Source organism: Ralstonia flatus, from assembly GCF_958439105.1.
Classification (GTDB): domain Bacteria; phylum Pseudomonadota; class Gammaproteobacteria; order Burkholderiales; family Burkholderiaceae; genus Ralstonia; species Ralstonia flatus.
On the sequence record NZ_CAUDLI010000007.1, the window covers coordinates 169,891 to 183,934 of the forward strand.

A 14,044-nucleotide genomic window follows, 5' to 3' on the forward strand; every position below is an offset into this window, starting at 1 on the left:
TGCGGCTCGCGGGGCGCGTGCGACTCAACCCAGCATGGCAGCGGCAACACCCGCCGCCGCACACAACGCCACCACGATCAGCGGTGGCGTTTTCCATCGTGTCAGCAGCAGGAACGCGATCACCGCGACAGCAACATCGCGCCATGACCGCACGGCGCTCGTCCAGACCGGCGTGTAAAGGGCAAACGCCAGCAATCCCACCACGGCCGCATTCACACCCGCCAGCAGCGCTGCCATGGAAGGACGCGCGCGCAATGCCTGCCAATAAGGCAATGCCGCGACGACCAACAGCAGGCCGGGCAAAAAAATACCCACCGTGGCGAGCGCGGCGCCAGCCCAGTGATTGAGCCCCGGGCCGACCGTCCACCCCAGGAACGCGGCGAAGGTGAATAGCGGCCCGGGCACGGCCTGCGCGGCACCGTAGCCGGCCAGAAAATCGTTCGACGCGACCCAACCGGTTGCGACCGTCTGCTGCTCCAGCAGCGGAAGCACGACATGACCACCCCCGAAAACCAACGCGCCCGAACGATAGAACGCATCGAACACCTTCGCGGGCATCCACGGATAAAGGTCCGCGGCAACCGGAAGCCCGAACAGCAGCACGCAGAAGAGCACCAGGCTGACGATGCTGGCCATGTGAGACACGCGGAATGCGCCGCCCTGCGCTGCCTTCAAGCCAGCAGGCGCCGGACGGGCCGATCGGCACAGCAACAGCCCCAGCACGGCGCCCAGCGCAATCACGACCAGTTGCGCGTAGACGGTCGTCAATGCACCAAGCACGGCAATGCTGATCAGCGCGATGCCCGCGCGTTGCCAGTCAGGACAGAGCTTGCGCGCCATGTCCCACACGGCCTGCGCCACCACCGCAACGGCAACGAGCTTCAAACCGTGGATCAGGCCTGCGCCGACCGGGCCGCCCAGGCTCGGCGCGAGCATCGCAAAGGCCAGCAGCAACAGGACGGACGGCAGCGTAAAGCCGCACCATGCTGCCAAACCGCCGCGCCATCCGGCCCGGAGCAAGCCGACGGAAAACCCAACTTGGCTGCTGGCCGGCCCCGGCAGAAACTGGCAGAGCCCGACCAGGTCGGTGAATGTTGCGTCGTCGAGCCAACGACGGCGCTCCACGAACTCGCGGCGGAAGTAGCCGATATGCGCGACGGGGCCGCCGAAGCTTGTGAGCCCCAGCTTGAGAAAGACCGCCAACACTTCCATGGCAGAGCCCGCTTGCTTTGTACGGGACGGTGTGGCGGAAGCGGTCATCTGGGCGGGATATCGATGTTTAAGAAACGCGTATTAGAACATTGCCGCCATGGCTTGGAAGGCCACTAAAGTGGCAGGATAGGCCTCGCCGTCACCGTCACCGTCATCGGACTCTGCCGCGTATCCCATCATGCACTTTGCCCACACCATTGGCGCACAGCGTCATGTGTTCAACGATCTCAAGACGCTTCTGGCCAAAGCCAGCCCAGCGCGCTCCGGCGACTACCTGGCGGGCCTGGGCGCGGCCAGCGAGGGCGAACGCATGGCTGCGCGGATGGCGTTGGCGGACGTGCCGCTGTCGGTCTTCCTCAACGAGGCGTTGGTGCCGTATGAAGACGACGAGGTCACGCGCCTGATTCTGGATCGGCACGACACGCAGGCCTTCGAGCCGATCGCCTCGCTCACCGTGGGCGAATTTCGCAACTGGCTGCTCCTGCACGAGACCGACAGCGCGACATTGACGAGCGTCGCCGCTGGCATCACGCCGGAAATGGCCGCCGCGGTCAGCAAGCTGATGCGCAACCAGGATCTGATCGCCGTGGCCCGCAAGTGCCGCGTAGTCACCCGCTTTCGCAACACCATCGGTTTGCGGGGCCGGTTGTCTGTCCGGCTGCAGCCCAATCACCCGACGGATGATCCCAAAGGCATTGCTGCGTCGATCATCGATGGCCTGCTCTACGGCTGCGGCGACGCGACCATCGGCATCAACCCCGCCAGCGACAATCTCGGCGCCATCGTTTCGCTGCTGCAACTGGTGGATGAGCTGCGCAACCGCTACGCCATTCCCACGCAGTCGTGCGTGCTGACCCACGTGACGAACACCATGCGCGCCATTGACCAAGGCGCCCCGGTCGACTTGGTATTCCAGTCGGTGGCCGGCAGCGAGCAAGCCAATGCGGGGTTCGGCATCAGCCTCGCATTGCTGGGCGAAGCGCATGACGCAGCGCAAAGCCTCTCGCGCGGCACGGTCGGCAACAACGTGATGTATTTCGAGACCGGCCAGGGCAGCGCGCTGTCGGCCAACGCGCACCACGGCGTCGATCAGCAAACGATGGAAGCGCGGGCCTATGCCGTAGCGCGGGCGTTCTCGCCCTTGCTGGTGAATACGGTCGTCGGCTTCATCGGCCCGGAGTACCTCTACGACGGCAAGCAGATCATCCGCGCCGGATTGGAAGACCACTTCTGCGGCAAGCTCTTGGGCCTGCCGATGGGCTGCGACGTCTGCTACACCAACCACGCAGAGGCCGATCAGGACGACATGGATACGCTGCTGACGCTGTTTGGCGTGGCGGGCATCCATTTCATCATGGGCGTGCCGGGCGCTGACGACATCATGCTGAACTACCAGAGCACGTCGTTTCATGACGCCCTTTATCTGCGCGACACGCTCGGCCTGCGGCCTGCACCGGAGTTCGAGGCGTGGCTACAAAGCATGGGCATCGTCGATGCTGCCGGCCGCCTGCAAGACGCCACGGCGCGGCAACCGCTGCTGCAATTGGCTCACGCACTGTGAACTCGGTGGAGAAGCCGAACATGCCGAAACACCCGCTCGTTCAACCCAATCCGTGGGCGCACCTGCGCGCCTTTACCGACGCCCGTATCGCGCTGGGCCGCGCCGGCAACAGCCAGACGACCGACGCCGTGCTGGCATTCGGCGTAGCGCATGCCCAGGCGCGCGATGCCGTGCACCTGCCGCTCGATAGCGCAGCGGTGGCGGCCGCACTTGGGGAAGCGGGCTTCACAGCGGTGACGGCGCACAGCGCGGCTGCGGATCGCGCGGAGTATCTGCGCCGTCCCGACCTCGGCCGCCGCCTTGACGAAGCCAGCCGCGCAAGACTCAGCACATTGCGGCCAGCGCAGCCGTTCGATGTGGTGTTCGTGATTGCCGATGGGCTCTCCGCGTTGGCGGTGCAAAGCCATGCCGTGCCGCTGCTTTGCAGCGTGCGTCAGCGTCTGCCGGCCGGCTGGTCGATCGGGCCCGTGGTTATCGCCGTGCAGTCCCGCGTTGCGCTGGGGGATGAGATCGGTGCGCTACTGGGCGCGCGGCAGGTGGTGATGCTGATCGGCGAGCGGCCGGGGCTGAGTTCGCCTGACAGCCTAGGCATTTACCTGACCTACGCGCCGCGTGTTGGCCGCTCCGATGCTGAGCGCAATTGCATCTCCAATGTGCGGCCGGCAGGCTTGGCCTATGACCAGGCAGCGAGCCGGCTGGTGTTCCTGCTCAACGGCGCGTTGGCGCTCGGCCGCAGCGGCGTCGACCTGAAGGACGACACCCCACCCGTTTCTGCGGTTGCCTCGGGTACGGCCCGACTTGCCGAACGGCAGAACCCATGACACACTCCCTCGCGCTGCCCACACCGGCAGCACGCAGGCGCGGCTGACGCACCAACGACAGCTGCAACACGCCGCAGGAGAGACCGGGCCCAACGCGCATACGCGCAACGCTCGGCGCCGATGGAGCAACCACCCCGGAAACTCTCAGGCAAAAGGACTGTGGCGTCGACTGCGAATCTGGAGAGAGGCGTGCACGCGCACGCCCACCGAAGGGGAAGGCGCCAGCGCTGCTGATGCCCAAGCTCTCAGGTCCCAAGACAGATGGGGTGAGCCGACCGGATCGTCCGGTCATGACATCACTCCATAGGGACCGCCATGACGCACATCGTCATCGTCGGCGCCGGCATATCCGGCGTCACTACCGCTTACACGCTCTCGCAACTCGGCTATCAGGTCACGGTGCTCGACCGCCACCTGTATCCGGCCATGGAAACCTCCTTCGCCAACGGCGGGCAGCTTTCCGCCAGCAACGCTGAAGTCTGGAACAGCACCGGCACGCTGCTCAAGGGCATCAAATGGATGCTGCGCAACGACGCTCCGCTACTGCTCAACCCCAAGCCCTCGTGGCACAAATACTCGTGGATCGGCGAGTTCGTCGCCAACATCGCGCACTACCGCCGCAACACCATCGAAACCACGCGCATGGCCATCGAGGCACGCAAGCATCTGTTTGCGATGGCCGAACGGGAGCAGATCGATTTCGACCTGCAGAAGCGCGGCATCCTGCACGTCTATCACGACAAGGCCAGCTTTGCGGCAGCAGGCAAGGCCAACGCCCTGCTCGTCGCCGGCGGGCTTGAGCGCCACGCCGTGAGCCCGGAGGAGATTGCCGCCATTGAGCCGACGCTGCGCGGCAACTACTACGGCGGCTACTTCACCGCATCCGATGCCACGGGCGACATCCACAAGTTCACGCGCGGCCTGGCGCAGGCGTGTGAGAAGCGCGGCGTGCGGTTCATGCACGGCGTGGATGTGCGCGATGTGGAGACCACCGAAAGCGGCGTGCGCCTGCTGTTGCAAACCACGCTCGATGACCGCCTTTCCACCAGCGCGGCGAATGTCGTACAGGACCTTGCCGCCGATGCGATGGTCGTGTGCGCGGGCGTGGGCAGCCGGCATATCGCACAGCTGGTGGGCGATCGCATCAACGTGTATCCGGTCAAGGGCTATTCGATCACGGTCCACCTGGACGACGACGCCAGCGTGCAAGGCGCACCGTGGGTCAGCCTGTTGGACGAAAGCGCGAAGATCGTGACAAGCCGGCTGGGCGCGGGCCGCTTCCGCGTCGCGGGCACGGCGGAGTTCAACGGCTACAACCGCGACATCCGCGCGGACCGCATCGAACCGCTGGTGGCATGGACGCGCCGCAACTTTGCGATTGGCACGTCGCGTGTGGTGCCATGGGCCGGCTTGCGCCCGATGATGCCGGACATGATGCCGCGCGTTGGCCGTGGGCGGCACGCGCGCGTGTTCTACAACACGGGCCACGGGCACCTCGGCTGGACGCTGTCTGGCGCCACCGCTGCCATGGTGGGCGACGTGATCGCGCGGGATTGCCCGCTGCATTGATCGCAGCATGAAAAAAAGCCCGCCGGAACATTGGCGGGCTTTTTTTCATTGCGGGAATGAACCAAGCGATCAGAACTTGTGCCGCACACCCAGCATCACGCCCAACCGCGAGTTGTTGCCATACGTGTTGCCCGAATTGTTGAATGCGGCCGCGCTGTTCAGGGCAACCCAGGCGCCCTGCAGGCGGGTGTAGTCCACTTCGGCGTAGACGTCGGTGCGCTTGCTGAAGGCGTAGTCGAGCATGCCGGCGGTGGTCAGGCGCTTGCCGCTGGCATCAAGATGTTTCATCCAGTCGTACTGCACGGTGCCGATGAAGCTCAGTGCGCCGGAGATCGGCACCTTTGCACCAACATAGGCGGCCTGGTTCTTGTAGTCGGCCACGTCGAGACGGCTGTTCGTATAGCCGAGGTACCACGTGGCAATCGACGTATCCAGTTTGCCGCCAAAGCCCCAGACCGTTTGCTTGCTGGCCTGCGCTGCCGGCACCGCCCCGAAGAACGCCGACGACACATCGCGCGTGACCTGATACACCGCGCCCACTTCAGCCGACCCCATGCTGTAGACGATCGAGCCGGCGCCGGCCGAACTCTTGCTGAAGCTGCCGGCTGCTTCGCCAAACGTCCATGCGCCGGCAAGCTGCAGGCCGCCGAACGACTTGATGTATTTGACCGTGTTGTCGTAGCGCAGGCCGGTGTAGTTGCCGCCTTGATAGCCGACGATGGAGTTGTTGGCGAACGCCATCGCCTCATACGAAGACAGCACTTCATGCGCCAGCGTGTATTGGCGGCCCAGGTACAGCTTGCCGTAGTCGCCCTCCAGGCCCACCACCGCGGTGCGTCCGAACAGACGCCCGCCCTGCTGGCTGCCGCCCGTGTCGGGGAAGAAGCCCGATTCGAGGATGAACATGGCTTTGGTACCGCCGCCCAGGTCTTCAGTGCCGCGCAGGCCCCAGCGGCTGCCGGTCAGCACGCCGTCCATCATCTGCAGATTGCTGTTGCCTGCCGCGTTTTCGTGCGTGCTGTAGCGGATCGTGGTGTCGATCAGCCCGTAGAGCGTGACATCGCCCGCGCTTTGCGCCGCGGCCGGCAGGCTCGTGGCTCCGAGCACCAGTGCGGCAATCATGGTCTTGTTCATGGCTCCCTTGTCTCCTTTTTTCGATATGACGGGCGTGGATGTGCGATGGCTGCCCGCGCTGTCTTTGGTGCGTTGAAATCGCCCATGACTGCACTGGCCATTGGCGGGTGATGGATCAATCGATGGATGGGCGGTGCGAGTTCAGCCGCCCGCGTTGGCGTGTTCGCGGCTCAGTTGCGCCTGCACCGCCATGCGCACGGCGGCGTTTGCGGCGCCGTAGCCCAGGTAGCCGTTGCGCTGGACCAGCTCGAAGAAGAAGCGCTCGCGAAACGGTTCGGTGTAGGTGTGCAGGAAGTCGCCGTGCGGGTCGCGGTCGTAGAGCAGGCCGTCGTCGTGCAGGCGCGTGACCAGTGCATCGTCGAGCCCGAGCCGGGCAGCGACGTCGTCGTAATAGTTCTCGGGCACGTGCTGCAGGTGGGCGGCACTGCGGTCGATGGCTTCAATGGTCTCGAACAGCCGCTCGGTGCGGAAGGCAATGTGATGCACGCCCGAGCCCGCGTAGGCGGCAATGAACCGGCCGGTGGCCGTACGCCCGCTTTCCGACACGCTGAGCGGAATCCGCACGTTGCGATCGGGGCTCACCATGGCGCGGCTCTTCACAAGGCCGTACGGGTCGGCAATCTCTTGCATCGCTTCAGCCTGCATGCCGAAGATGGCGCGGTAGAACAGCACGAAGCTGTCGAGCCGATGCGCCGGCAGCGCCTGGGCAACGTGGTCGATCGATGCCCACCCTGCTGCATCGTCCTGCACCTGCGGCAGCAAGACAAAATCGCTCTCGTAGATGCTGCGATCGGCCTGGCGGTCGTCGATCAAATAGAGCAACGTGCCGTCCGGGGCGCGCAGCGCCGGAATGCTGCGCTCCCTCGGCCCGACCGGCCCGCGCCATTCCTGGGCGCACAACTCGCGTGCACGTGTCATGGCACGCTCGGCATCGTCCACCTTCAGGCCGATCGCGCAGACAGACGGCCCGTGCAACTCGAAATGTTCCGACGCCGCGCTGTCCTGCTCCATATTCAGGATGACGTTGACGCCGCCTTGCCGATACAAGTCGACAGCCTTGGAGCGATGGTGCCCCGCAAGGGTAAAACCGAGCGCACGCAGCCGCGTTTCAAGCTCCCGCCCGGCGGCGGCGTCCACGGCAAACTCGAGGAAATCCACGCCGCCAAAACGAGCGGGAGCCGGCAATGGCGCACCGCCCGCCTCGGACTCCAGCCACCGCAGCGAGCGCATGCCGTCGAGCGCCGTCAAGCGCGCAGGCGCCGCACGAAACTCGTCATTGAAGACTTCCAGCGACAGCGGCCCGGTGTAGCCCGCGGCAAGCAGGTCGCGTGCAAATGCCGTTACGGCCAGCTCGCCCTGCCCCGGGAAATTGCGGTGATGCCGGCTCCAGGACAGCACGTCCATCGACAACTTCGGGGCATCCGCAAACTGCACAAAAAAGAGCTTGTCCGCCGGCACCTCGTTGAGGCCTTCCAGCGAGTCGCCCAGCGAGAGCGTGTGAAAACTGTCGAGAATCAGCCCCAGCGCCGGATGATCGGCCTGCTTCACGATCTGCCAGGCCTGGCGCCAAGTCCGCGTGTGCCGGGCCCAGGCCAGCGCTTCGTAACCCACGCGCAGCCCGCGCTGGGCGGCCGCTTCCGCCATCTGGCGCAGATCGTCCGCTGCGCGCGCAGGATCGTCGATGGCGATGTCCTGGATGTTGCTGCAGACCAGCACCATCTCAACGCCCAGTTCGGCCATGACGTCGAACTTGCGCTCCGCGCGCGCAAGGTTGCGGGCAAGGAACTCACGCGGCATGGCTTCGAAATCGCGGAACGGCTGGTACAGCATGATCGCCAGCCCAAGGTCTGCCGCCATCTGCCGCACGCGCGCCGGCGAGCCATCGAAGTTCAGCAGGTCGTTCTCGAACATCTCGATGCCGTCAAAGCCGGCAGCGGCTGCCGCTTCCAGCTTTTCAGGCAGCGTGCCGGACAGGCACACGGTGGCGATGCATTTGGGATGGCGCGCTGCGCGGGGCGGATTCATGGCGATGCGTGGGTCGAGCGTCTGGCAATGCCCGCAGCGTAGGTGCCGAGCCCTGACGCTCACAAGCGGCATTCGCGCAACAGCGTGCGATCATCGTACAATCGTGCGCACATATCGCTCGTTTTTAGGGTTATCGCCATGACGAAGGAACCGCTGAACCGGCGCGACTGGATCGCCGGATTGGAGAAAGGGCTCGCGATCCTGGAGGCGTTCGATCACGAGCACCCGCGGCTGACGCCCACACAGGCCGCCGAGCTGACGGGCCTGACGCGCACCGCCGCGCGCCGCTACCTGCTGACGCTCGAGCATCTGGGCTACCTCACCAGCGAAGGGACGCTCTTCAGCCTGACGCCTCGCGTGCTGAAGGTGGGCTGGTCGTACTTTGATTCGGCCCGGCTGCCGCGCACCGTGCAGCCGTTCCTGCAGCAGGTGACCGCTGCCGTTGGCGAGGTGGCGTACCTCAGCGTGCTGGACGACTGGGAACTCGTCTTCATCTCGCGCACCAGCACCAGCCGCGTCATGAGCACAGGGTTCGTGCTGGGCGCGCGCGTGCCGGCGCCGCTCGCCTCGGCCGGGGTGATGATGCTGGCCGCCCAGCCCGAGCAGAAGGTCAAGGCATGGCTGGAAACCTGCGTGCTGACGCCCTATACGCCCTACACGATCCTGCAGCGGGACCGTCTGTTCGATGAAATTCGCAAAGCCGGCAGGCAGGACTACGCCGTGGTCGAGCAGCAGTTGCAGATTGGCGTACGTGGCGTGGCCGTGCCGTTGCGCGACCGGCACGGCAACGTGATTGCAGCGCTGAGCGTGAACATGCAAGTCGGCGAAGAGACCTCCGAGCAGGCCTTGCACCGTGTGCTGCAAGTGCTGCAGGACACCGCGCTTTCGATCATGCGGGTGCTGTAGTTCCACACGCGCCCCGCATACAACGCCCTTTCTCTGGCAGGCGGACGGACTCGGAGAAACCCTTGAGTCGTGCGTTATTCGCACCATATTGTGCGATTATCGAACGTTTTCTGCCGACAGTCGCTTGTGCCCCGCCATGGCGGCGGACTACGCTGCGGTGCGTGTACAGACGGCCCTTGATTGCACCCATTGCACGACAGGCCGCACAGATAAAACCGGAGACAACCATGACCGCAGCCCCTGCCCACGAGCCCTTGGGCAAGCACCAGTCGAAGAAAGCCGCCGCCAGCGGCTGGATCGGCTCGGCGCTCGAGTACTACGATTTCTTTATCTACGCCACCGCAGCGGCGCTGATCTTTCCGCAGATTTTCTTCCCCAAGGGCGACCCCAAGACGGCCATCATCGCGTCGCTGGCCACGTACGGCGTGGGTTACATCGCGCGGCCGATCGGTGCATTCGTGCTGGGCCACATGGGCGACACGCACGGGCGCAAGAACGTGCTGCTCTGGTGCATGTTCCTGATGGGCTTTTCGACCATTGCCGTGGGCCTGCTGCCGACCTACGACCAGGTTGGCCTGTGGGCGCCCACGCTTCTGGTCATCATGCGGCTGATCCAGGGCTTTGCCGTGGCCGGTGAGATTTCCGGGGCCAGCTCGATGATCCTGGAGCACGCACCGTTTGGCCGGCGCGGGTTCTTTGCGAGCTTTACGCTGCAGGGCGTGCAGGCGGGGCAGATCTTGGCGGCCGCCGTGTTCCTGCCGCTGGCGCATTACATGCCCGCCGAGCAGTTCAACACCTGGGGCTGGCGCATTCCGTTCCTGCTGAGCTTCGTGGTCATCATCGCGGGCTACGTGATCCGCCGCGAGGTGCATGAGACGCCCGCCTTCACGGCAGAAAAAGAGCAGCAGGCGCGCCCGCGTTCGCCGGTGATCGACGCCTTCAAACACAGCACGCCCAACATGCTGCGCGTGGTCTGCATGGCCCTGATGAACGTCATTCCCGTGGTGGCGACCATCTTCGGCGCGGCCTATGCGGTGCAGCCGGCTTACGGCATCGGTTTCGCCAAAGACATCTACCTCTGGATTCCGGTGGTGGGCAACATCGTTGCCGTGCTGATCATTCCGTATGTTGGCGATCTGTCCGACCGCATCGGCCGCAAACCGCCCGTCGTGATCGGCTCGCTGCTCGCCGGGCTGCTCGCGTTCGCCTATCTGTACGCCATCAGCATCAAGAACGTGCCGCTCGCATTTGCCATGTCGATTCTGATGTGGGGCGTGGTGTACCAGGGCTATAACGCGGTGTTCCCGAGCTTCTATCCGGAGCTGTTCCCGACGCGCACCCGTGTGTCGGCGATGGCGATTTCGCAGAACATCGGCACCGCCATCACCGCCATGCTGCCGGCCATCTTTACCGCCGTCGCGCCGCCGGGTTCCACCAACATCTGGCTGACCGTGGGCGCCATTGCCTTTGGCGTAACCGTGGTTGCCGCCGCAGCCGCCATGAGCGCACGGGAGACGTACCGCATCCACATGGACGACCTGGGCCAGCCCGCCGCCCAACCCGTCGACAAGGCAGAATACGCCCGCCAACGGGCCGGAGCCCTCGTCGCCTGAAACACGCCTTCCCTGAACCATGATTTCTGGAAAAACCACCCTCATCGCCCACATCGGCTACCCGACCGAGACGTTCAAGTCGCCGATGATTTACAACCCCTGGTTCGACCAGAAAGGCATCGACGCCGTTGTGGTGCCGATGGGGGTCAAGGCGGAGGACTACGCGCAGAGCTTCGAATCGATCTGCCGTTTCACCAACCTGCGCGGCGCGCTGATCACCATGCCGCACAAGGTGACGACGGTGGATCTGGTCGATGAAGTCACGCCGGCCGTGCGGATTGCCGGCGCCTGCAATGCGGTGCTCAAGCGCGATGACGGCACGTTGCTGGGCGACCAGTTCGACGGTGCCGGCTTCGTGCGCGGCGTGCAGCGCAAGGGGCGTCAGCTGCAAGGCGCACGCGTACTGCTTTCGGGGGCCGGTGGTGTCGGCTCGGCGATTGCGGCGTCGCTCGCGGCTGCAGGCGTCGGCGAGCTTGCCTTGTACGACACGCGCGCAGAATCGGCCGAATCGCTGGGCCGGCGTCTGCGCGAGCATTACCCCGCGCTGGTGGTGCGCACCGGTTCGAATGACCCGGACGGCTTCGATGTGGTCGTCAACGCCACGCCGGTCGGCATGAAGGAAGACGATCCGCTGCCCTTCGATGTGGCCCGCATCGCGCCGAGCTGCTTTGTCGGCGAGGTCGTCATGAAATCCGAATACACGCCGCTGCTGCGTGCGGCGCTCGACAAGGGTTGCGACGTCCAGGTCGGCACCGACATGCTGTTCGAGATGATTCCCGCGTATCTGGAGTTCTTCGGCTTCGGCACCGCCACCGCAGATGAGCTGCGGCGCAGCGCCGCCATCGCCTATTGACCGATGACGCGTCGCCCTTTGAGCTTTGCCCTGCTGCTGCCGCTGCTGCTATCGGCACAGCCGGTCGCGACCGACAGTTACCTCCCCACCCTGCCCGCCATCGCCCAGACACTGGGATCGGCCAGCACGAGCCTCACGGTCTTCGCGCTGGCCTTTGGCATTGGGCAGTTGCCGATGGGCAGCCTGGCTGACCGGTTTGGCCGGCGTCAGGTGCTGCTGATCGGGCTTGCGTGCTACGCCGCAGCGGCGCTGGCAGGCGCACTGGCAACAACCGCTTTCATGCTGACTGCGGCACGCGCCCTGCAGGGTTTCTCGATGGCGGCCATCCTGGTGTGCGCACGCGCTGCCGTACGCGATCTGCATCCGGCACGCGAGGGGCCGCACGTCTTGGCGCGGGGGCTTACCGGATTGGGCTTCGTGGCGTTGGTGGCCCCGGTTCTCGGGGCCTTTGTCGCGCAGCACGCGGGTTGGCGCTGGGTGCTGGCGGGCATGAGCCTTTATGCAATCGTGCTGTGGGCGATGTGCTGGTACGGCTTTGCCGAAACCCGGCAGGAGACCGGCACCGAGACAGGCGGCGTGCGCGAGATTTTTTCCAGCGCAGATTTTCGCGCCTGGGGACTGCTCGCGGCCTCAACCTATGCCGGCATCTTCTGCTTCCTGCTGCTCTCGCCGATGGTCTACATCGCGTACCTCGGCCTGTCGCCCGAGCTGTATGGCTGGATACCGGCCGGCGGCTCGCTCGTCTATATCCTCAGCACGACCGGTTGCCGGCGCCTGCTGCGTCGCCAAAGCCTTGTGCTGACGGTGCAGCAAGGTGCCACGCTCAGCTTGATCGGCGCGGGCATCCAGGGCTTGGGCTGCTGGGTGCTTCCCGGGCACGCGTGGCCGCTGCTGCTCGGGCACGCTGTCTATTGCATGGGCCACGGCATTCACCAGCCTTGCGGCCAGGCAGGCGCAGTGGGCGAGCTGCCGCATCTTGCCGGGCGCGCGGTGTCATGGTCGGGTTTCATCATGATGCTGGCGGCCTTCTGCCTGGGGCAGACCGCAGCGGCCTTTGACGACACATCGCACAGCCTCGGCGCCTGGCCCATGGTGGCGCCGATGATGCTTGCCGGCGGCGCGCTGGTGGCCATCGCGTTCCTCTGGCTGCCAAAGCTGCAGCATCGGGCGAATCCACAAAGGGCTGCCGCGTAGCGACTGGCGGTTGGGCATTGCCACGTGCGTGGTACACAATGCGGTGTCCTCATTCTTTGCTTCAGCCACAGGAGTTTCACCATGAGCCGCAACGCCGACCTGCCATTCAAGACCGCCGGCTTGGAGTTCATCGAATTCGCTACGCAAACACCGGCCGCGCTCGGCCAGGTGTTCGCATCGCTCGGCTTCAAGGCCATCGCGCGGCATGTGAGCAAGGACGTCACGCTGTACCGGCAAGGCGACATGAACTTCCTCGTCAACGCCGAAGCCGATTCTTTCGCACACCGCTGGGCCGAGGAATATGGCGTGGGCATCTGCGCCATCGGTATCCGCGTCGACAATGCCCAGCACGCCTACGACCGCGCGGTTGAACTGGGCGCGTGGCCGGCAGAGGCAGAGCCGATCGGCCCGAGCGAACTCGTGATTCCGGCCATCCAGGGCGTGGGCGATACGCACCTGCACTTTGTGGACCGCTGGCGCGGCAAGCACGGTGCCCGGGGCGGCCTGGGGGACATCTCCATCTACGACATCGACTTCCGGCCGCTGGACACTGCGACTGCGCATGAGGACTGGCACCACGCCGGCGTTGGACTGGCCCGCGTCGACCACCTGACGCAAACCGTTGGCCCCGGCCGCCTGCAGGATTGGATCGATTTCTATCGCAACCAGCTCGGCTTCAGCGAAATCCACGAACTGCATGCCAACTGGCACGTCGCGGCCGATTCCCGCGTGATGGTGTCGTCGTGCGGCATGATCCGCATCCCGCTCTATGAGGAAGGCACGCACCGCGCGCACCTCATGCACGCCTACCTGCCCGACCACCCCGGCGAAGGTGTGCAGCATATCGCGCTGGCCACTGACGACATCCTGCGCACAGCAACCGCGCTGGCCGCCAACGGCCTCACCTTCGTCGAGCCACCCGCGCACTACTACGACACCGTCGACACGCGACTGCCCGGCCATGGACTGGATCTGGACGCCTTGCGCCGATACGGCATCCTGGTCGACGGCGAGATCGTCGACGGCGTGCCCAAACTGTTCCTGCAGACCTTCATCAAGCGCCATCCGGGCGAGATCTTCTTCGAGATCGTGCAGCGCCGCGGACACCACGGCTTTGGCGAGGGCAATCTGCCGGTGTTGACTGCGGCGGCCTGAC

General features: G+C 65.3%; 11 protein-coding genes and 1 riboswitch. Of the genes, 8 read left to right on the forward strand and 3 right to left on the reverse strand.

Translation table 11 applies throughout. The features are described from left to right. Positions 1 to 24: 24 nt before the first annotated feature. Positions 25 to 1,260 carry a chromate efflux transporter gene (gene chrA / locus R2676_RS17255; protein WP_206274434.1) on the reverse strand — a complete coding sequence of 412 codons (1,236 nt, stop codon included), beginning with the start codon at positions 1,258 to 1,260 and terminating at the stop codon, positions 25 to 27. Positions 1,261 to 1,390: 130 nt separating this feature from the next. Between chrA and R2676_RS17260 the strand changes: the two genes are divergently transcribed. The 3 genes from R2676_RS17260 to R2676_RS17270 all read left to right on the forward strand — a co-directional run bounded on the left by R2676_RS17260 (position 1,391) and on the right by R2676_RS17270 (position 5,163). Next, the gene (locus R2676_RS17260) at positions 1,391 to 2,773 is read left to right on the forward strand and encodes an ethanolamine ammonia-lyase subunit EutB (protein WP_206274435.1); all 1,383 of its coding nucleotides are present in this window, start codon (positions 1,391 to 1,393) and stop codon (positions 2,771 to 2,773) included. Positions 2,774 to 2,793: 20 nt separating this feature from the next. Further along, positions 2,794 to 3,594, forward strand: coding sequence for an ethanolamine ammonia-lyase subunit EutC (eutC, locus tag R2676_RS17265; RefSeq protein WP_206274436.1), 801 nt, complete (start codon positions 2,794 to 2,796; stop codon positions 3,592 to 3,594). A gap of 64 nt (positions 3,595 to 3,658) precedes the next feature. Beyond that, a riboswitch (glycine riboswitch) is annotated at positions 3,659 to 3,764 on the forward strand. 145 nt (positions 3,765 to 3,909) lie between these two features. Then, positions 3,910 to 5,163 carry a D-amino acid dehydrogenase gene (locus R2676_RS17270; protein ID WP_206274437.1) on the forward strand — a complete coding sequence of 418 codons (1,254 nt, stop codon included), beginning with the start codon at positions 3,910 to 3,912 and terminating at the stop codon, positions 5,161 to 5,163. Positions 5,164 to 5,232: 69 nt separating this feature from the next. Here the strand turns inward: R2676_RS17270 and R2676_RS17275 are convergent, their stop codons facing one another. Together R2676_RS17275 and R2676_RS17280 are read right to left on the reverse strand one after the other, a co-directional pair. After that, the gene (locus R2676_RS17275; RefSeq protein WP_316857503.1) at positions 5,233 to 6,297 is read right to left on the reverse strand and encodes a porin; all 1,065 of its coding nucleotides are present in this window, start codon (positions 6,295 to 6,297) and stop codon (positions 5,233 to 5,235) included. A 141-nt stretch (positions 6,298 to 6,438) separates the two neighbouring features. Further along, complete coding sequence (locus tag R2676_RS17280) at positions 6,439 to 8,322, reverse strand: bifunctional sugar phosphate isomerase/epimerase/4-hydroxyphenylpyruvate dioxygenase family protein (protein WP_206274439.1); 1,884 nt, start codon at positions 8,320 to 8,322, stop codon at positions 6,439 to 6,441. Positions 8,323 to 8,460: 138 nt separating this feature from the next. Between R2676_RS17280 and R2676_RS17285 the strand changes: the two genes are divergently transcribed. From R2676_RS17285 to R2676_RS17305, 5 genes are all read left to right on the forward strand, one after another. Beyond that, positions 8,461 to 9,228 (forward strand): IclR family transcriptional regulator domain-containing protein, encoded by a 768-nt coding sequence (locus tag R2676_RS17285; RefSeq protein ID WP_206274440.1) that lies wholly within the window; start codon positions 8,461 to 8,463, stop codon positions 9,226 to 9,228. A gap of 227 nt (positions 9,229 to 9,455) precedes the next feature. Beyond that, positions 9,456 to 10,841, forward strand: coding sequence for an MFS transporter (locus R2676_RS17290; RefSeq protein ID WP_206274441.1), 1,386 nt, complete (start codon positions 9,456 to 9,458; stop codon positions 10,839 to 10,841). A gap of 19 nt (positions 10,842 to 10,860) precedes the next feature. Next, positions 10,861 to 11,694: a shikimate dehydrogenase family protein gene (locus R2676_RS17295; RefSeq protein WP_164491335.1), complete on the forward strand. Its 834-nt coding sequence runs from the start codon at positions 10,861 to 10,863 to the stop codon at positions 11,692 to 11,694. A gap of 3 nt (positions 11,695 to 11,697) precedes the next feature. After that, positions 11,698 to 12,888 (forward strand): MFS transporter, encoded by a 1,191-nt coding sequence (locus tag R2676_RS17300; protein WP_206274442.1) that lies wholly within the window; start codon positions 11,698 to 11,700, stop codon positions 12,886 to 12,888. Between the two features lie 81 nt (positions 12,889 to 12,969). Then, a complete protein-coding gene (locus R2676_RS17305; protein ID WP_206274443.1) occupies positions 12,970 to 14,043 on the forward strand; it encodes a 4-hydroxyphenylpyruvate dioxygenase family protein in 1,074 nt (357 codons plus the stop codon). Position 14,044 lies beyond the last annotated feature (1 nt).